A 17,881-nucleotide genomic window follows, 5' to 3' on the forward strand; every position below is an offset into this window, starting at 1 on the left:
TCGCTCACTGCTCCTGGGCCTGCTGCTGCAACCGCTGCAGCGCAGCCTCGGCCGCGGCCTGCTCCGCGCGGCGCCGAGAGGAGCCCTCGCCCTGCTGACCCCAGCCCTGGGTAGGCAGGTGCACGGAGACGGTGAAACGGCGCTGATGATCGGGACCGACCACCTCCAGCACTTCGTAAACAGGCAATTCCGCATTGCGGCCCTGCAGCTGTTCCTGCAACCGGGTCTTCGGGTCCTTCAGGGACTCGGCGGAGGGGAGATTCCCCAGGCGCTCGGCATAGAGTGCGAGGGTGAAGTCGCGTGCAGCCTGCATACCCGCCTCGCGGTACGTCACTCCAATCAGAGCCTCGACTGCGTCGGCGAGGATGGAATCGCGCCGCTGGCCGCCGCTCTTGCGTTCGCCCTGGCCGAGATTGAGCGTGCCTTCCAGTCCCGACTCGCGCGCCAGGGCCGCCAGCGACTCGCGGTTGACCAGCGCCGCGCGCAGACGCGTGAGATCCCCCTCTGGCGCGTCCGGCAGCTGCTCGTACAGGGCATCGGCGATAACCAGGCCCAGGACCGCATCGCCCAGAAACTCCAGGCGCTCGTTGTTGCGCCCGCCGGCACTGCGATGGGTCAGGGCCTGGCGAACGCCATCGCCCTCGCGCACTGACTCCGGCAGCAGCTCGCGAAAATCGCGACTCGATCGTTGAAGGTTACGTTCCGACAATCCCACAGTGTTTCTCTAGGGCGCCAGGGTTTCGCTACGGGAAAAACGCGCGACCACATCCACGTTCCCCAGGAACTCGCGGCGGACTTCGTATTCCAGATGCATCTGCCGGCGATCGCCCTCCTCGGTCACCGAGAAGTCGTCCTCCTCAATCCCGTCGTACACCGAGTTGATCTGGAACCGGCGGTTCATCTCGCGCCACAGCTCGCGCTCGCTTTTCTCGGCCGCACCGGGCTGGGCCGCGACATCCTGCATGATCGAGCGCACGGTCAGGTACTGGGTGTACTGAGTGCCCATCTTGATCACGAAGGTCCCGACCAGCAGCGCCAGCAGGATCAACGCCATCACCGTCAGGGCACCCGCCCCGCGCATGGAATGTCTGGAATGCCGCATCGCCCTATCCCCTGGTTGCCTGCGCCCGCGAAATGGACCTAACGAATTGCCTGGCCAATCCGGGAAAAGTCCCTGTGCCCTTCATTGTAATCCCAATGCAGCCAGATAAAGAGGGCACGCCCCACCAGCAGGTCCTCGGAGACAAAACCCCAGGTCCGGCTGTCGTTCGAGTTGTCGCGATTGTCGCCGACCATGAAGTAGTGACCGTCGGGGACCGTCACCGAGCCATCCAGGCTTGGGCGTTCCTCGCGCATCAGCGTCGTGTAGGTGCGCCCGTCGAGGGTCTCCTCGTACAGCGAGGCGCCGGACATCATTTCCCCGGACCCCTCGCCCTCGAAGGTCCCCACGCGCTCGGCCGATTGTGCCTCGCCGTTGACGTAGAGCACGCGATCGCGGAACTCGATGGTGTCGCCCGGCAGCCCGATCACGCGCTTGATGTAGTCCTCCTGCGGGTTGCGGGGGTACTTGAACACCACGACCTCGCCACGCTCGGGCTCGCCCATGTCCAGGACCTTCGTACGCGTAACCGGCAGGCGGATCCCGTAGGAGAACTTGTTCACCATGATGAAGTCGCCCACCAGAAGGGTCGGCATCATGGAGCCCGACGGGATACGGAACGGCTCGGCCACGAACGACCGCAGCACCAGCACGATCAGCAGCACCGGGAAGAACGAACGCGAATAGTCCACGAACCACGGCATGCGCGCCTGGCGCTCGGGGCTCAACCGCCGCCGCAGGAGCACCCAGCCCAGCCAGATCAGGCCCGTTGCGGCCGTGGCCAGTACCAGGATCAGTTCCAGATTCGCCATCTATTGTCCTCGATCACCGCCTCGCGGCGTGCCCGCTCCAAGCCGGGCGTTATTTGTCGTCGCCGACCGACAGCACCGCCAGGAAGGCCTCCTGCGGCACATCCACCTTGCCAATCGACTTCATGCGTTTCTTGCCGGCCTTCTGCTTCTCCAGCAGCTTGCGCTTGCGCGAGACGTCACCCCCGTAGCACTTGGCCAGGACGTTCTTGCGCATCGCCTTGACCGTGGAGCGCGCGATAATCTTCGAGCCGATCGCCGCCTGGATCGCCACCTCGTACATCTGCCGCGGGATGATCTTGGCCATGCGCTCGGTCAGTTCGCGACCGCGCGACTCCGCGTGGTCACGATGCACGATCCCGGACAGGGCATCCACTCGCTCGCCGTTGATCAGGATATCCACGCGCACCAGTGGCGCCGCCTGGAAGCGCCGCGGCTGGTAGTCGAACGAGGCGTAGCCACGGGTTGCGGACTTCAGCCGGTCGAAGAAGTCCAGCATCACCTCGGACATCGGCAGCTCGTAGGACAGCTGCACCTGACGCCCCAGGTACTGCATCTTGGTCTGCACCCCGCGCTTTTCGATGCACAGGGTGATCACCGCGCCGACGTAGTCCTGCGGCACGAGGATGTTCGCCTCGATAATCGGCTCGCGGATCTCGGCGATCTCGTTGCTCGGCGGCAGCCCGGATGGGTTGTGCACCATCACCACCTCGCCGTCGCTCTTTTCCACCTCGTAGACCACCGTGGGCGCGGTGGTAATCAGGTCGAGGTCGTACTCGCGCTCCAGGCGCTCCTGCACGATCTCCATGTGCAGCATGCCGAGGAAGCCGCAGCGAAAGCCAAAGCCCAGCGCCTGCGACGTCTCCGGCTCGAAGGACAGCGCGGCATCGTTCAGGCGCAGCTTGTCCAGCGCATCGCGCAGGTCGTTGAAGTCATCCGCGCTGACCGGGAACAGCCCGGCGAACACCCGCGGCTGGACCTCCTGGAAGCCCGGCACCGGCTCGGAGGCCGGGTTGTTGAAGTCGGTGAAGGTGTCGCCCACCTTGGCCCCGGAAATGTCCTTGATAGTCGCGATCAGATAGCCGACCTCGCCCACCTCCAGGGTCTCGCGGTCCACCGGCTTGGGCGTGAATACCCCGACTCGGCTGACCTCGTGGGCACGCCCGACCGACATCGCCTTGATCTTCTGCCCCGCATAAAAGCGCCCGGCCTTCACCCGCACCAGCGCCACCACGCCCAGGTAGTTGTCGTACCAGGAGTCGATCACCAGGGCCTTGGGCGAGGCCTCGGCGTCCCCCTCCGGCGGCGGGATTCGACGCACGATCTCCTCGAGCAGCTCGGCGATGCCCTCGCCGGTCTTGGCCGAGACCCGCACGGCGTCGGTGGCCTCGATGCCGATCACGTCCTCGATCTCTGCCGCCACGCGGTCCGGCTCGGCCGCCGGCAGGTCGATCTTGTTGAGCACCGGGACGACCTCGAGCCCCTGGTCGATCGCGGTATAGCAGTTGGCCACGCTCTGCGCCTCCACACCCTGGGAGGCATCGACGACCAGCAGCGCGCCCTCGCAGGCATACAGCGAACGCGACACCTCGTAGGAAAAGTCCACATGCCCCGGGGTATCGATGAAATTCAGCTGATAGCGCTGGCCATCCTGGGCGTCGTAGAACAACGAGACGCTTTGCGCCTTGATGGTGATTCCGCGCTCGCGCTCCAGGTCCATCGAGTCCAGCACCTGCTCGGACATCTCGCGTTCGGTCAGGCCGTGGCAGCCCTGGATCAGGCGGTCGGCCAGCGTGGACTTGCCGTGGTCGATGTGCGCGATGATGGAAAAATTGCGGGTGAGGCGAGTTTCGGTCATGCAGGGGCCAGTCGGTCCAGCAGTGCCTTTCGGTCGAGGAAATGGCAGCAAAGAATGTCGTCGTCGACCGCAAGCACCGGGACCTTCGCGTTGAAACGCGCGCGCAGGCCCGGGTCCTCGTCGATGTCGACGACCTCGAGGGCGAAAGTATAACGACTTTTGAGGGCCGAAAGCTCCGCGAGCATCTGCTCGCAAAGCCCGCAGCCCTCGCGGTGATACAGCGTCAGGGTTGGCATCATGATCGCCGCCGCCCGGGCGCACAGCGCCCGGGCCAGGCCACGACCATCATTCGGACGGGATACGCAAGGCGATAAACGTCGGGTTGCCGTCGCGGTGAATCAGGACCGGCACCGTGCGCCCACTACCGGCGGCCTCGATCTGCTCTTCCAGCGCGTCCAGCGAATCCACCGAGTGGCGACCGAACTGCACGATCACGTCGCCCGGACGAATGCCGGAGGAACGCGCCGGGTTGCCGGTCACCTCCGTAACCACGAGCCCGCCGTCGAGACCCAGCTCCTCGGCCTGGGCCGCGTCCAGCGGCTCCAGATGCATCCCGAGCAGGCTTTGCGGCTCGGCACGCTCTCCCTGCTCCGGCTGGGGACCACCGCGCTCCGCCGCGATATCGTCCGGCAGGCGTTCGATCTCGACCATCAGGGTCCTGGTCTCCTCGCCGCGACGGATCTCCACCTCGGCCTCGGTGCCGACCGGTGTGCGTCCCACGATCGGCGGCAGGGCGGAGGAGTTCGGGACCTCGATCCCATTGAACTTGAGGATCACATCCCCCGTCTCGAAGCCGGCCTTCTCGGCCGGGCTGTCCGACTGCACGCGGGCGACCAGGGCGCCGCTGGGCTTGTCCATACCAAACGACTCAGCCAGATCACGCGTCACCTCCTGGATCAGCACGCCCAGCCAGCCTCGCGTGACCTCGCCGTGCTCGCGCAGCTGCTTGACGACATCCTCGACCATCTCGATCGGGACGGCGAACGACAGCCCCATGAAGCCACCGGTGCGGCTGTAGATCTGGGCATTAATCCCCACGACCTTGCCGTCCAGATTCAGCAGCGGGCCACCCGAATTCCCGGGGTTGATCGCGACATCGGTCTGGATGAACGGGACGTAGTTCTCGGTCGGGAGATTGCGCCCCTTGGCGCTGACGATCCCGGCCGTCACGGAGTGGTCAAAGCCAAACGGCGAGCCGATCGCGAGCACCCACTCGCCGACCTTGAGGTCGTCCGAGGAGCCCAGCTCCAGCGTCGGCAGATCATCGGCATCGATCTTCAGCAAAGCCACGTCGCTTTGCGGGTCCTTGCCGACCACTTCGGCATCGAACACACGCCGGTCGGAGAGATGCACGACGACCTCGGAAGCCCCCTCCACGACGTGGTTCGCCGTGATGATGTAACCGTCCTCGGTGTAGATAAAGCCGGACCCCAGCGAGCTGCGCTCGGGCATCCGTCCCTGCCCCCCCTCACCGCCCGGGGGCGAACCGAAGAAGCGTTCGAACAGGTCCTCGAACGGAGAACCCTCGAAATCGGGGTGTCCGCCCGTCTGACCACCCTCGCGCTCACGCGTGGTGGAGATATTGACCACCGCGGGGCTGTGCTCCTCCGCCAGCGGGACAAAGTCCGGCAGCATGCACGCCGAGGCCGGCAGGGAGAAGGCAAACAGGATCAGCCCCAGCAGGGCCCATTGCATCGGTCGCGTCATGATTGAAGCCGCTCTTGCTCGTGCGTTCATGCTCTAGAAAATTCGTACCGGGACAAGTTCCCGGCGATTGCCTGCATTATTCGATCGGACGCGGACGGCCCTGCGCCCGCACCACCCCCGCATCAGGCTCGCGCCGCAGAAATACCGGCGCCAGATCCGGTGCGCGGTGACGCATCCAGTACCGCACCCCGCCGAGCCCCAGCACAAAACCCGCCGCACCGGCCAGCATCAGCCAGCCCTCGCCCAGCAGCGGCCAGGCCAGCATCAGCAGCCCCGGCACGGCAACCAGGCCCAGCAGGGGCAGCAAGTACATCGCCAGGGCCCCCGAAACCAGAGCCTGATCGCGAATCCCGATGACCACGCGATCGCCGGCACGGAGTTGACCCGGATGGCCGATGGTCACCTCCACAGCCTTTCGCCCCAGCACCTCGGACAGCACACCGCTACCGCAGCCGGTGCGGGCCGAACAGCTTCCGCAGGTGGACTGGCGCTCGATGCGCACGCGCGCGCTGTGCGCCTCGGCCGAGAGCACGACACCCTGTTCCTCGATCCAGTGTCCCACGGGTCTTAGTCGCCCGCGGCGCCCTGGTAATAGACCGCGTCCAGCACCTGCTGGACCGTAACATGGGGCACATCGCCGACCGCCGTGACTTGATGCCCGGCCATCACCCGCGCCGCGGCATGCGTGGCGCCGGCACGGGTCGTACCCTCGAAACTCTTCTCGCCATCCGCCGGCTCGACGTAGACCGACACCGACGCCAGACCATCACTCAGCACGAAGTGGCGCGAGATCTCGTCCCCATTACCCAGCGAGCGCTCCGTGGCGGCGACTGCCTGAAAGCCAGGGGGGAGTTCGCCAAACTTCCAGCCACCCAGGCCGTTGTCGTCGTCCCACTGGGGCTTCTTGTGGCCGCGATCGGCGCGCACCTCGATGTGCTCGGCCTGATCGGTCGTCGGCTCGAGTTCGCTCTCGGCGATCTCGCCGCTCAACTCCAGATCGGTGAAGGCAAGCCGCTCCAGCAGCTTGCCCTTGGGGTCGTACAGCTCGCTCAGGAGCGGCAGGGCGCTGTCCATATGGAGACAGTAGCGATGGCTGTAGCGCAGAGCATCCCGCGCGCGCGCCAGAATCAGGGTGCAGGGATAACCGGCCACGCGGTCCAGGCCCTGGATGTCCAGGGAATAGAGGTCGTGTTCTTGCAGCAGGGAAACGGGCGCACCGGCAGGCCCCAGCGGCGACTGCGCACCATCGCCCGACGCGCCGCGCGCGCCCTTGATAGCGCTCAGTCGGTCCACCGATCGCAGGATCTCGCGTTCGGCGCCAGTCAGGGTTTCCAGACGTTCGCGGTAGCCACCATCCTCGGCGACATGCACCACGCGAATGGTGTCGATGCGGTCATCGCGCTGCAACACGAAGGTGCCCTGGTAACTCTCCGCATGCAGGCTTGTCGTCATGCGCTCGAGCCATTCCGACGGCGAGGCCTCGTCCGCGAGGACCTGTGCCGGAAGGCAGAGCGCGGTTGCGGCCAGAACGAGCGGCAGCCCACGCCACATGACGTATTACTCGTCGCTGACCGAGTAGCGTACGCGTCCCAGGGCCGAGGAGCCCGGACCGGTCAGTTCGGCATGGTTCTCGAGGTAGCGGGCAAACCGCGGATCCAGGGAGTCGCCACCCTCTGTCTGTGCCGAGTCATCGGCACCGGCGCGGGAGCTGGCCGTCTGCACATCACCCGTAGCCGCCGGGGTACCGCTTTCCACGGCCACCGGGGTCGCATCCTGACCGGGTTGATCCCCCAGCATCTGCATGCCAACCAGCGTGACCATCGCCACGGCCGCGGCCACTCCGGTGCCGGCGACGGGCTTCAGCCAGCGCGGCGACTCGCGTCGGGGTACGCCCTGCAGGACGGGTTCGTCCGCCAGGGCCGTGCGGATATCATCCATGAAATGTGCGGGGGCGGTGTTGCGCAGCCCGCCGCGGAGACTGTCGCCGATCAGGTGATAGCGTTCCCACTGGTTGCGGTCCTCTTCGGACTTGACCAGTTCGTCGATCAGGCGCCGCGTCTCGAAGTCATCCGTTTCTCCGTCTACGAGGGCGGATAGACGTTCATTCTTGGTGACTTGTTCTTTCATGGTGCTTCTCGTCATTCTTCGTCTAACAAAGGACGCAAGGTCCGGTCGATGGCCTCGCGGGCCCTGAAGATGCGCGACCGTACGGTACCGATCGGACATCCCATCGTCTGCGCGATTTCTTCGTAACTCAGTCCCTCGATTTCGCGCAGCATAATCGCCATGCGAAGGTCGTCGGGCAGTTTCTCGATGGTGCGCTGCACCGCGCCTTCTATCTCCTCGGACAAGAGCTCCCCCTCCGGGGTTGCATTGTCCTTGAGAGCGGAATCACCGCTCATCTGTTCCGCGTCCTGTGCGTCGACTTCGGCCTCCGGCCGCCGCCGTCCCTGGGAAACCAGGTAGTTCTTGGCCGTATTGATGGCGATACGGTAGAGCCAGGTGTAGAACGCACTCTCGCCGCGAAAGTTCGCCAGCCCCCGGTACGCCTTGATAAAGGCCTCCTGGGACACATCCAGGGCGGCAGCCTGATCATGCACATAGCGCCCGACCAGATTGATGATCTTGTGCTGATACTTCAGCACCAGGATGTCGAAAGCCGCCTTGTCGCCGTTTTGTACGCGTTTGACCAGGGCCTCGTCGGAAGCCTTCTCGCTCATGCGGGGGCTCCCGCCAGGGCACCGGTCTCCGGTAATCTATGATGCATGGACCGCCTGACTCGCATTAAGTTCGCTTTCCGCACAACACTGTTGCGAAAGGGCCACGATTTGCTCGGGCAACAAGCGCAGCACGTTACCTGAGCCATGGGAACAGTACAACAACCTCGCCTGGCCGACGTACTGGTCATCGGGAGTGGCGCGGCGGGGCTCTCCGCCGCCCTGCATCTGGCCCCCCATCGCCGCGTAACCGTGATCAGCAAGGGCCCGGTGGACGAAGGCTCGACCCGCTATGCCCAGGGCGGCATCTCCGCTGTTCTCGACCGCGCCGACTCGTTCGATGCCCATATCGCCGACACCCTGGATGCGGGGGCCGGCCTGTGCGATCCGGACGCCGTACGCCGCACCGTGGCCGCCGGCCCCGAGGCGATCCAGTGGCTGCTGAACCTCGGCGTGCCGTTCACGCGCGAGGCCCTGGAGGGGCGCAGCCGGCTGCACCTGACGCGCGAGGGGGGGCACAGCGCCCGGCGCGTCGCCCATGCGGCCGATGCGACCGGCCGCGCGATTGAGGACGCCCTCGTGAAGAGCGCCTCCGGGCAGGCCAGCATCGAGGTCTTCGAGCGCCACGTGGCAGTGGACCTGATCACCCAGCCCGTGGATGGCACCCGGCGCGTGATCGGCGCCTATGTGCAGGACGCCAAGACCCGCGAAGTGGAGACCATCCTCGCCCCAACCGTGATCCTGGCGACCGGCGGCGCGAGCAAGGTCTATCTGTACAGCTCCAACCCCGATGGCGCCACCGGCGACGGGATCGCAATGGCCTGGCGGGCCGGCTGCCGCATCGCGAACATGGAGTTCATGCAGTTCCACCCAACCTGCCTGTTCCACCCGCGCGCCAAATCGTTCCTGATCTCCGAGGCGGTACGTGGCGAGGGTGGACTGCTGTTACTCCCCGACGGCGAGCGCTTCATGCCGCGCTTCGACGAGCGCGCGGAACTGGCCCCGCGCGACATCGTCGCGCGCGCGGTCGACCACGAGATGAAACGCCTCGGCCTGGATCACGTGAACCTGGACATCAGTCACAAGCCAGCAGAGTTCATCCGCGAACACTTCCCGACGATCCACGAGCGCTGCCTGGAGTTCGGCTTCGACATGACTCGCGAACCGCTGCCGGTGGTGCCGGCCGCGCACTACACCTGTGGCGGGGTGATGGTGAACCACTTTGGCCAGACCGATCTGCCGGGCCTGTACGCGGCCGGCGAGGTCTCCTACACCGGTCTGCACGGGGCCAACCGCATGGCCAGCAACTCGCTGCTGGAGTGCCTGGTCTACGCCCGCGCCGCCGCCGAGCATATCCTGTCACAGACCGATCTGCCCGCGCCGGAGCAGCTCGCGGTACCGCCCGCCTGGGACGAGTCACGGGTCACGGAATCCGAGGAAGAGGTCGTGGTCGCCCACGACTGGGACGAACTGCGCCGCCTGATGTGGGACTACGTCGGCATTGTGCGCACCCGCGAGCGCCTGCACCGCGCCGAGCGCCGCATCCGCATCCTGCAGGAAGAAATTCACGAGTATTACAGCCACTTCCGCATCTCGCCGGACCTGCTCGAGCTGCGCAACCTGGCCATGGTCGCGGAGATCATCGTAACCAGCGCCCTGTCCCGCAAGGAAAGCCGCGGGCTGCACTTTATTCGCGACTACCCCGAGACCGACCCGGCCCTGGACGGCCAGCCGACGATCCTGGCCCCGGACAACGCCCTGCGCCCCGGCGACCGCCGCCGGCCGTAACCTGCTTCCCCGTCATTGCGAGGAACCTCGCGACGAAGCAAGCGGTATCCGCAAGCCAGCGAACCCCAAAGCGACGTCCAGCTTCGGGCAGATTGCCGCGTCGCCTGCGGCTCCTCGCAATGATGGAGGCAAGCGCTACGGCGCTACCACCACTTCTCGTACTTGAGCTGGGCCTCGGGGATTCCCCACTCGGCCAGCAGCGTGGCCATGTCCTCGATGAACTCGCGCGAACCACAGAAGTAGAACAGGGCGTCGCGCGGCAGGTTCAGGGACTCGAGGAGCTCGTGGCTGATGCGCCCGGTGTGGCCCAGCCAGTCCTCGGCCTCGCGCGTCACGGTCAGCGTTACGTCGATGTTCTCGGCCTTGGCCAGGTGCGCCAGTTCGTCGGGGAACAGCATCTCGTCCTGGTGGGCGACGCTGTAGACAAGATGGGCGTAGACGTCCGGCATGCCGTCATTGACCGCGCGCAGGATGCTGAACAGCGGCGTGACCCCAATCCCCGCGCCCAGCAGCACGACGTTCCGTGCCATACCCGGCTCGAAGAAGAAGCTGCCCTGGCCGGGGGTGATATAGACCGTATCCCCCTCGCGCGCGGTGGTGTGCAGGTAATGCGTGGCGTGATGGTGATCGGCATACTTGATCGCGAGCTGCAGCCGCCCGTCATCACGCGGCGCGGAGACCACCGAATACCCCCCGACAAAGGGCTTGCCAGCGGGCTGCGGGATCACCAGGTCCAGCCACTGCCCGGCCTTGCTGGAAAAGCGCGCCGGGTCAGCCGACAGGGTAAAGACCTTGATCAGCGGTGTGACCTGTTCGATGACCTCGATCCGGGCCGGCATAAAGTGTTCGGGCAGTTCAACAGCGTGTGTCATTCGAGGTCCGTGTTGGTGTCGCGTTCACGCCGCCGGGCCTCCTGGTAAAGGGCCTCCTGGGCGTCGAAATCCATTTGTTCAAGGGCCTGCCCATGCGCGCGGGCCAGGGCCTCCATGGTACGAAAGCGCGCCTCGAACTTGCGCGTGGTCCCGCGCAGCGCGCCCTCCGGTTCCACCCCCAGGTGGCGCGCCCAGTTGGTCACGGCAAACAGCAGATCGCCGATCTCCTCGGCCACGCGCTCGGGATCGGCGTCGCCGGCCAACTCCTCGCGGACCTCGTCCAGTTCCTCGTGGATCTTCTCCAGCACCGGGGCCGGGTCGTCCCAGTCGAAGCCCAGCCGGGCCGCGCGGCGCTGGGTCTTGGCGGCACGGGCCAGGGCCGGCATCGCCAGCGGGATATCGTCCATCGCACTGTGGTGGTCGCGCGCGGCGCGCTCCTCGGCCTTGGCCGACTCCCAGGCCGCCTCGCGGGCGGCATCATCCGAGTATTCGGCATCGGCGAATACATGCGGGTGGCGCCGCACCAGCTTGTCGCCGATCGCACGGGCGATGTCATCGAGGTCAAAGCGCCCCGCCTCCTCCGCGATCCGTGCCTGAAAGACCACCTGAAAGAGAAGATCGCCCAGTTCGTCGCGCAGCTCGCGACTGGCCGCCTCGCGGCCATCGTCGCGAGCGATCGCGTCGGCCAGCTCGAAGGCCTCCTCGAGTGTGTGGGGCACGATGGTCTGGGCAGTCTGCGCCCGGTCCCAGGCACAGCCCTGCTCGGGATCACGCAGGCGCGCCATGATCGCGCGCAGGCGCTCCACGGGGTTGGTATTCCTCATGAGGGTGGAGTGTAAGGGGTCCGGTGGGCAGGCAAAACCGCCCACCACACCCCGATGCCAGTGTCAGGGCCGTGCAATCGGCCCCGCCACCCTCGGTCAGCCCTGCTGATCCGGCTCGCAGAGGCGCTTTTTCTCGTCCGGCAGGTTGTCCGGACAGATCCCGCAGCCCTCGTTGCCGGGCAGCGCCCAGTCGATCTTCTTCGGATACGGCAGGTCCATCTCCTCCATGATCTTGATGAACTCGGCCTCGGGCTTGTTCTTGCCCAGGCGCGGGTTGCGCATCTTCTCCTGCCCGATGGTGGTGATCTGACGCTCCTCGTAGTCGTGGCACGGATACACCAGCGTCTCGTCTGGCAGGGTAAAGAACTTGTCGTGGATCGACCGGTACAGGGTCTTGGCGTCACCCGACTGAAAATCGGTGCGGCCGCAGGCCTCGATCAGCAAAGCATCACCCGAGAACAGCATCTTCAGGCCGACGTGATCCATCAGATAGGCGTGATGGGTATCGGTATGCCCTGGCGTAAACAGCGGGTTAATCACCAGATTCCCCACCTGGAAGGGCTCGCCCTCGCGCAGGTCGACGTCACGGCAGGGCAGCTCGTCCAGCGCCGGGCCGGCCAGCTGGCAGCCCGTCCGCTCGCGCAGCATCTTGCCGCCGGTGATGTGGTCGGCGTGGATGTGCGTCTCGATCGCGTAGTCGAGGCTCAGCCCCATCTCCTGCAACACACGCAGGTCGCGGTCCACGGTCTCGATGACCGGATCGATCAGCGCGGTCTTGCCCGTATCCGGGCAGCTCAGCAGATAGGTGTAGGTGGACGATTCATCCTCGAACAGCTGCTTGAAAATCATGCGGTGTCCTCCGTGGCCACAAGGGCCGGTCCATTGGGGTACATGGCTCGATGCTAACCGGCGGCCGGTTCACGCACCAACCGGGCACATGCGGCGTGCGCCATTGTTCCGATTCGGAACCTCACGGCGACCACGAGTTCCCGCGCCCGGCCCGCCCCGCCCTTCTGTCGTGACACGCCACTGGCTATCATGCGGCCTCTGCCGACATACACATCGACATCAAGGACTCACCATGGAAGCCAATCAAGTGGCCGAACTCATCCGCGCCGGCCTGCCGGAGGCCGAGAAGGTCGAAGTGACCGGGGGCGAGGGCAAGTTCGAGGCCCTGGTCGTCAGCCCGCAGTTCGCCGGGATGAACAAGGTCAGGAAGCACCAGACCGTCTACGCGACGGTGCGCGACCAGATCGACTCCGGCGAGGTCCATGCGCTGTCCATCCGCGCCCTGACGCCGGAAGAAGCCGCGGGCGCCTAGCACGCAATGCTCTCGCCCAAGGGCCGCGAGGAGATTGAACGCCTGCTGGAGGGCGGCCTGGTTCACGACTGGGGCGAGGCCGAGACGACCCTGCGTAATGTCACGCGCATGCTGCTGACCACGCGCCCGGACCTGCTCCGGCTGTATTTCAGCCCCGCGGCGTGGGAACAAATCACCGCCTGGCCGCAGAAAAAGGCCGCCAACGCAATCATCGCCGCATTGCGCACCGGCGTGGCCGACGCCCTCGGGCGACCGGCCATCGCCAACCGCGAGCAGGCCCGCTTCTACCTCCTGTGCTTTCAGGACGACCTTGCCAAACGGGTGGATGCCTGGTGCCGCGAGCACCCGGAGGAATGCCCGCGCCGCAGCCGCGCCCACACCCAGGCCCTGCCCGGCAACTCTGACCCATGAGCCCAACCGTTCTTGAATGCGGCGATCCCGCCATCGAGACCCCGCTGCGGGACCTGCTCGAACGCTACGGGCTGGAACTGGTGATGCATCCGCCCGGTGCCACGCTGCCCGGGACCTGGTGGGGCGAGCCCGAGGCCGGGATCATCGGGCTGGCCGTGCATGTGCGCCCGGACACCCCGCTGCACTCGGCTCTGCACGAGGCCGCACACCTGATCTGCATGGAACCCGAGCGCCGCGCGACTCTGCACACCAATGCCGGCGGCGATGATCTGGAGGAATGCGGGGTGTGCTATCTGCAGATCCTGCTCGCCGATGCCCTGCCCGGAGTGGGTCGCGAGCGCCTGATGCGGGACATGGACACCTGGGGCTACAGCTTCCGCCTGGGATCGACCGCACGCTGGTTTGACGAGGACGCCGACGATGCGCGGGCCTTCCTGCGTGCCGAAGGCCTGGTCGACTCGCACGAACGCCCCTCCTTCGCCTGTCGCGGGGGCCTTGAACCAGCACGGGATGCTACACTGAGATCCACGTCACAAGACGCGACTCCCCCGCAAAATACCCGGCAAGATCCACTGCGGTGATTGCGCGGCCGGGCACAGCGACCCGGGGAGACACGAACCCACTGGCGCCCCGCCCGGACCAGGGAATGATCGAAACACAGGCAACGGAATCGCTCATGGACACGACGACCATCGACAGTCTGCTCCAGGAAATGGACCTCACCGCGCACCTGTCGGAGTCCGCCCGTGCGGAACTGGCCCAGGCATGCGCCAGCCCGGAGCTGCCCGCCGGCAAGCGCCTGCGTCCGCAGGACGTCGCGGACCGGCACCTGTTCCTGCTAAGCGGGCAACTGGTACGCGTCAGCGGCGGCACCCCTTCGCGCATTACCATGGGCGATGGCGACGGCGAGCCGCCGCTGCAGATGTTCGACGGCGGGGCCGGCCAGCACGATTTCATCATCACCGAAAAGCCCTGCCGCATGCTGGAGGTGCCCACAGGGGCGCTGGAGCAGGCCCACAGTGCCTCGCTGGTGATGCACGACACCGAGCTGGATGATACGGAAGGTGCCTTTTTCGGCGAGCTGTACGACCTGATCACCAGCAATCGTCTGGAGCTGCCAACCATGCCCGAGGTCGCCCTGCGCATCCAGGAGCTGACCAAGGATCCAGACGCGGACATCGACAAGCTGACCGATGTCATTCAGCGCGACGGGACCATCGCCGGGGCCCTGTTGCACGCCACGAACAGCCCCCTGTTCCGCGGCGCGCAACAGATCCAGTCGGTACGTGACGCGGTGACGCGTCTGGGCTTTCGCAATACCCGCATGCTGGCCATGAACATGGCCATGCGGCAGGCCTTCAAGGCGCGCCACGCCACCACGCGTGAGGCAATGGAGGCGGTCTGGCAACACGGGGTACTGCAATCGGCCTATGCCTATCTGGTGGCCGACTCCCTGAAGCTGCTGGACCGTGAGCGCGCGTTGCTCGCCGGCCTGGTGGCCGGCATCGGGGCCGTCCCGATCATCCAGTTCATCGAGGTCCGCGAGGATCACCCGGAGCCCGAGCGTGTCGCCCGTCTGGTTCGCCGCCTGCGCAATCTGGCCGGCGTGCTGGTTATCAACTACTGGGACCTGGGCGGAGACCTGGTCAACGTCGCAGAACACAGCAGCGACTGGAGCTACCGGCCGGCGGAGCCCGACTATGCCAGTATCGCGCTGGTCGCCCAGTACGCCGCGCTGCAGGCCGAGGGCAAAGAACTGCCGCCCCCGTCCGAGGTCAAGGCTTTCGAACTCCTGGGCATCGATGCCCCCGCCCCCGGGGAACCGATCGCATTCCTGGAGGCCCGATCCGCCGACCTGGCGGAATTGCAAAAACTCTTTGATATGTAGAGGCGCTGGTGCTCGAGGAACGTCTTCCACAACTGGTCCCGTTCGCCGACCTCGGCGAGCGCGCGCACCACAAACTCCTCCAGCACGCCAGCACCCTGGATATCAAGCCCGGTCTGAAACTGCATGCGCGTGACGAATGGCGCCATCTGATCTTTCTACTTGAAGGCCGGGTAATCCTGTCTGACGACGGCCAGTCGGTCATCCTCAAGGGCGGCAGCCCGGAATCCCTGAACCCGCTGTTCAATGAACGCGACTACCACAGCCACGCGATCGCGGCGAGTAGCGGGCGTATCGCCCTGTTCGACCGAAAGGTTTACGAGAACCTGATCGACGGTGCACGCGAAGGCGTGGAAGTCAGCGAGATCGAGCTGTCCGACCTCGAAGGGGAGCTGTTCACCGGCATCTACACCCGTGCCCTCTCCGGCGAACTACAACTGCCGCAGTTGCCGGAAGTGGCGCTGCACCTGCAGGCGGCGCTCAAGGACCCGGACGTCGATATCGAACGGGTCACCCGCATCATCGAGGAAGACCCCAGTGTCGCCGCGCGCCTGCTGTCGGTGGCCAACAGCCCGGCAATGGGGAGTCAGCGCGAGGTCTCGCGGCTGGCCGATGCGGTCTCCCGCCTCGGCCTGGAACGGACCCGCCAACTGGTGATGGCGCTCGCCGCGCACCAGGTCTTCATCCAGCGCGGCAGCCCTTACCACGGCCTGCTGGAACGCCTGTGGCGCCGTTCGGCCCGAATCGCGGCCATCAGCTGCGTGCTGGCTGACCAGAGCGAGGCAGTCGATCCCCAAAAGGCCCTGCTGGTCGGCCTGCTGCATCGCGTCGGCGCATTGCCCATCATCGGCGAGGTCGCCCGCAGCCACCCCGACCGCAGTGCCGAGGACATCGAACGCATCCTCTATCGCCTGGAAGGCCTGATCGGCGAACTGGTTGCCCAACAATGGGGTCTGGCATCCGATATCATGGAGGCCATTCGCGAATCCGGCGGTCCGGAAACGGCCACGGCAGCACCGCTGACGGACATCGTGCGCATCGCTCGCAGCGCCTGCACGCGCGACGGCGACGATGCCCTGGTGGACCGCACGCCACTCGCCGAGTTAAACGCCGTGACCCGATTCGGCTTCGTGCTCGACAACGACGGGCAGCTGCCTGCAATCGACACGGCCCGCCGCGAAATCGATGCGCTGATCCGCGAGGTCGCCTGACCCCGATCGCGCTGCTATCGCCCCGGCACTGGCGGGGCGACCGCAACCCACTCAGGGAAGACATATGGATACTCGAACCCGCCCCCAACCTGGCGAAAAACAACGCGCCGCCGACAAGGTCGCGCGCATCCCGGTCAAGATCCGCCCGACCGAGCAGCCGCAGCGCAAACCGAAGTGGATCCGTGCCCAGAGCCAGGCCCGGCCCGAGGTGCAGCGCATCAAGCGCATCCTGCGCGACCAGAAGCTACACACCGTCTGCGAAGAGGCGAGCTGCCCGAACCTCGGCGAATGCTTCGCCCACGGCACCGCCACCTTCATGATCATGGGTGACATCTGCACCCGCCGCTGCCCGTTCTGCGACGTCGCGCATGGCCGCCCCGAGGCCCTGGACCCGGACGAGCCTCGCCACCTGGCGGAGACCATCCAGGCGCTGGGCCTGAAGTACGTGGTCATCACCTCGGTGGATCGCGACGACCTGCGTGACGGTGGCGCCGGCCACTTCGTGGACTGCATCCGCGAGGTCCGCACCCTGAATCCGACCACGAAGATCGAGATCCTGGTGCCCGACTTCCGCGGCCGCATGGACCGGGCGCTGGAGATCATGCACCAGGCCCCGCCGGACGTCTTCAACCACAACCTCGAGACGATCCCGCGGCTTTACCGCGAGGCGCGTCCCGGCGCCGACTATCAGTGGTCACTGGAACTACTGAAGCGCTTCCGCGAACAGCACCCCGGGGTGCCGACCAAGTCCGGCCTGATGCTCGGGCTGGGCGAGACCCGCGAGGAACTGCTGGAGGTCCTGGCGGACCTTCGTGAACACGGCTGCGACATGCTGACCCTGGGCCAGTACCTGCAGCCCTCGCGCCACCACCTGCCGGTCACGCGTTTCCTGGCCCCGGAGGAGTTCGACGATCTTGGCGAAGCCGCGCGCGAAATGGGCTTCAAGCAGGTGGCCAGCGGGCCCATGGTCCGCTCGTCCTACCACGCCGACCTCCAGGCCCAGGGCCTCGAAACCGCCTGACCCGCCCTGCCGTACTCTGCCACTGGGGCGTCGTCCCACGTCCTGAGAGTTAGGCCTGATTCGGCATCCGGTGTTTGCGGTGGCTTCGTCCGGCCGCCTGCCAAGCGCTGTCTCGGCAGCGCGCCCCGAGTTACTTCTTTGCTCGTGCAAAGAAGTAACCAAGAAACACGCCCGACTGCCGCGACCCCGGCCCGCTATGCGGGCCGGGGTTTCCCTCGCTCCGAGGGTTTTCGCGGGCGGCGCTGAAACTCGCTACGCCTTCGGCTCCGCTCAGACAGTCAGCGCCTCTCTTCCCGCGAAAACCCTCTCCACTCGGCGCGACGACAACGGGGGTGAAGGTCCAAACAACGGCTGTCCC

Annotated in this window: 20 protein-coding genes; 7 read left to right on the forward strand and 13 right to left on the reverse strand. The window is 66.2% G+C overall.

Features of this window, described 5'->3' with window-relative positions; genetic code table 11:
- Nucleotides 1-4: 4 nt before the first annotated feature.
- From rnc to rpoE, 10 genes are all read right to left on the reverse strand, one after another.
- The gene (gene rnc / locus TK90_RS09765; RefSeq protein WP_041444267.1) at nucleotides 5-709 is read right to left on the reverse strand and encodes a ribonuclease III; all 705 of its coding nucleotides are present in this window, start codon (nucleotides 707-709) and stop codon (nucleotides 5-7) included.
- A gap of 15 nt (nucleotides 710-724) precedes the next feature.
- Complete coding sequence (locus TK90_RS09770) at nucleotides 725-1,081, reverse strand: DUF4845 domain-containing protein (RefSeq protein WP_041444268.1); 357 nt, start codon at nucleotides 1,079-1,081, stop codon at nucleotides 725-727.
- Nucleotides 1,082-1,140: 59 nt separating this feature from the next.
- Entirely contained in the window at nucleotides 1,141-1,911 is a 771-nt protein-coding gene (gene lepB / locus TK90_RS09775; protein WP_012983315.1) for a signal peptidase I, read from the reverse strand.
- Nucleotides 1,912-1,960: 49 nt separating this feature from the next.
- Complete coding sequence (gene lepA, locus TK90_RS09780; RefSeq protein WP_012983316.1) at nucleotides 1,961-3,766, reverse strand: translation elongation factor 4; 1,806 nt, start codon at nucleotides 3,764-3,766, stop codon at nucleotides 1,961-1,963.
- Nucleotides 3,763-4,002 carry a glutaredoxin family protein gene (locus tag TK90_RS09785; protein WP_026148139.1) on the reverse strand — a complete coding sequence of 80 codons (240 nt, stop codon included), beginning with the start codon at nucleotides 4,000-4,002 and terminating at the stop codon, nucleotides 3,763-3,765. The genes lepA and TK90_RS09785 overlap by 4 nt, the downstream gene beginning before the upstream one ends.
- 49 nt (nucleotides 4,003-4,051) lie before the next feature.
- Entirely contained in the window at nucleotides 4,052-5,461 is a 1,410-nt protein-coding gene (locus TK90_RS09790) for a DegQ family serine endoprotease (protein WP_041444269.1), read from the reverse strand.
- 88 nt (nucleotides 5,462-5,549) lie between these two features.
- A complete protein-coding gene (locus TK90_RS09795) occupies nucleotides 5,550-6,035 on the reverse strand; it encodes a SoxR reducing system RseC family protein (RefSeq protein ID WP_017925699.1) in 486 nt (161 codons plus the stop codon).
- 5 nt (nucleotides 6,036-6,040) lie between these two features.
- Nucleotides 6,041-7,024, reverse strand: a complete 984-nt coding sequence (locus TK90_RS09800) for a MucB/RseB C-terminal domain-containing protein (protein ID WP_012983320.1) — start codon at nucleotides 7,022-7,024, stop codon at nucleotides 6,041-6,043.
- A gap of 6 nt (nucleotides 7,025-7,030) precedes the next feature.
- Complete coding sequence (locus TK90_RS09805) at nucleotides 7,031-7,600, reverse strand: sigma-E factor negative regulatory protein (RefSeq protein WP_012983321.1); 570 nt, start codon at nucleotides 7,598-7,600, stop codon at nucleotides 7,031-7,033.
- 11 nt (nucleotides 7,601-7,611) lie between these two features.
- Complete coding sequence (gene rpoE / locus TK90_RS09810; protein WP_012983322.1) at nucleotides 7,612-8,193, reverse strand: RNA polymerase sigma factor RpoE; 582 nt, start codon at nucleotides 8,191-8,193, stop codon at nucleotides 7,612-7,614.
- Nucleotides 8,194-8,337: 144 nt separating this feature from the next.
- On the opposite strand from rpoE, the gene nadB reads away from it, so the two are divergent.
- Entirely contained in the window at nucleotides 8,338-9,978 is a 1,641-nt protein-coding gene (gene nadB, locus TK90_RS09815) for an L-aspartate oxidase (protein ID WP_012983323.1), read from the forward strand.
- Between the two features lie 143 nt (nucleotides 9,979-10,121).
- Here the strand turns inward: nadB and TK90_RS09820 are convergent, their stop codons facing one another.
- From TK90_RS09820 to TK90_RS09830, 3 genes are all read right to left on the reverse strand, one after another.
- A complete protein-coding gene (locus TK90_RS09820) occupies nucleotides 10,122-10,850 on the reverse strand; it encodes a ferredoxin--NADP reductase (RefSeq protein ID WP_012983324.1) in 729 nt (242 codons plus the stop codon).
- Complete coding sequence (mazG, locus tag TK90_RS09825) at nucleotides 10,847-11,674, reverse strand: nucleoside triphosphate pyrophosphohydrolase (protein ID WP_012983325.1); 828 nt, start codon at nucleotides 11,672-11,674, stop codon at nucleotides 10,847-10,849. The genes TK90_RS09820 and mazG overlap by 4 nt, the downstream gene beginning before the upstream one ends.
- A 96-nt stretch (nucleotides 11,675-11,770) precedes the next feature.
- Nucleotides 11,771-12,523 carry an MBL fold metallo-hydrolase gene (locus tag TK90_RS09830; protein WP_012983326.1) on the reverse strand — a complete coding sequence of 251 codons (753 nt, stop codon included), beginning with the start codon at nucleotides 12,521-12,523 and terminating at the stop codon, nucleotides 11,771-11,773.
- A gap of 232 nt (nucleotides 12,524-12,755) precedes the next feature.
- Here TK90_RS09830 and TK90_RS09835 point away from each other — a divergent pair, with 232 nt between their 5' ends.
- The 6 genes from TK90_RS09835 to lipA all read left to right on the forward strand — a co-directional run bounded on the left by TK90_RS09835 (nucleotide 12,756) and on the right by lipA (nucleotide 17,523).
- On the forward strand, nucleotides 12,756-12,995 hold the full coding sequence (locus TK90_RS09835; protein ID WP_012983327.1) for a BolA family protein: 240 nt from the start codon (nucleotides 12,756-12,758) through the stop codon (nucleotides 12,993-12,995).
- Nucleotides 12,996-13,001: 6 nt separating this feature from the next.
- Entirely contained in the window at nucleotides 13,002-13,406 is a 405-nt protein-coding gene (locus TK90_RS09840) for a hypothetical protein (RefSeq protein WP_012983328.1), read from the forward strand.
- Nucleotides 13,403-13,987, forward strand: coding sequence for a hypothetical protein (locus TK90_RS09845; protein WP_012983329.1), 585 nt, complete (start codon nucleotides 13,403-13,405; stop codon nucleotides 13,985-13,987). Before TK90_RS09840 ends, TK90_RS09845 begins: the two co-directional genes overlap by 4 nt.
- 95 nt (nucleotides 13,988-14,082) lie before the next feature.
- A complete protein-coding gene (locus TK90_RS09850; RefSeq protein ID WP_041444359.1) occupies nucleotides 14,083-15,294 on the forward strand; it encodes an HDOD domain-containing protein in 1,212 nt (403 codons plus the stop codon).
- An 8-nt stretch (nucleotides 15,295-15,302) separates the two neighbouring features.
- Nucleotides 15,303-16,502, forward strand: a complete 1,200-nt coding sequence (locus TK90_RS09855; protein ID WP_012983331.1) for an HDOD domain-containing protein — start codon at nucleotides 15,303-15,305, stop codon at nucleotides 16,500-16,502.
- Nucleotides 16,503-16,566: 64 nt separating this feature from the next.
- Nucleotides 16,567-17,523: a lipoyl synthase gene (lipA, locus tag TK90_RS09860; RefSeq protein WP_012983332.1), complete on the forward strand. Its 957-nt coding sequence runs from the start codon at nucleotides 16,567-16,569 to the stop codon at nucleotides 17,521-17,523.
- Nucleotides 17,524-17,881: the final 358 nt, after the last annotated feature.

The organism is Thioalkalivibrio sp. K90mix (assembly GCF_000025545.1).
GTDB lineage: Bacteria > Pseudomonadota > Gammaproteobacteria > Ectothiorhodospirales > Ectothiorhodospiraceae > Thioalkalivibrio.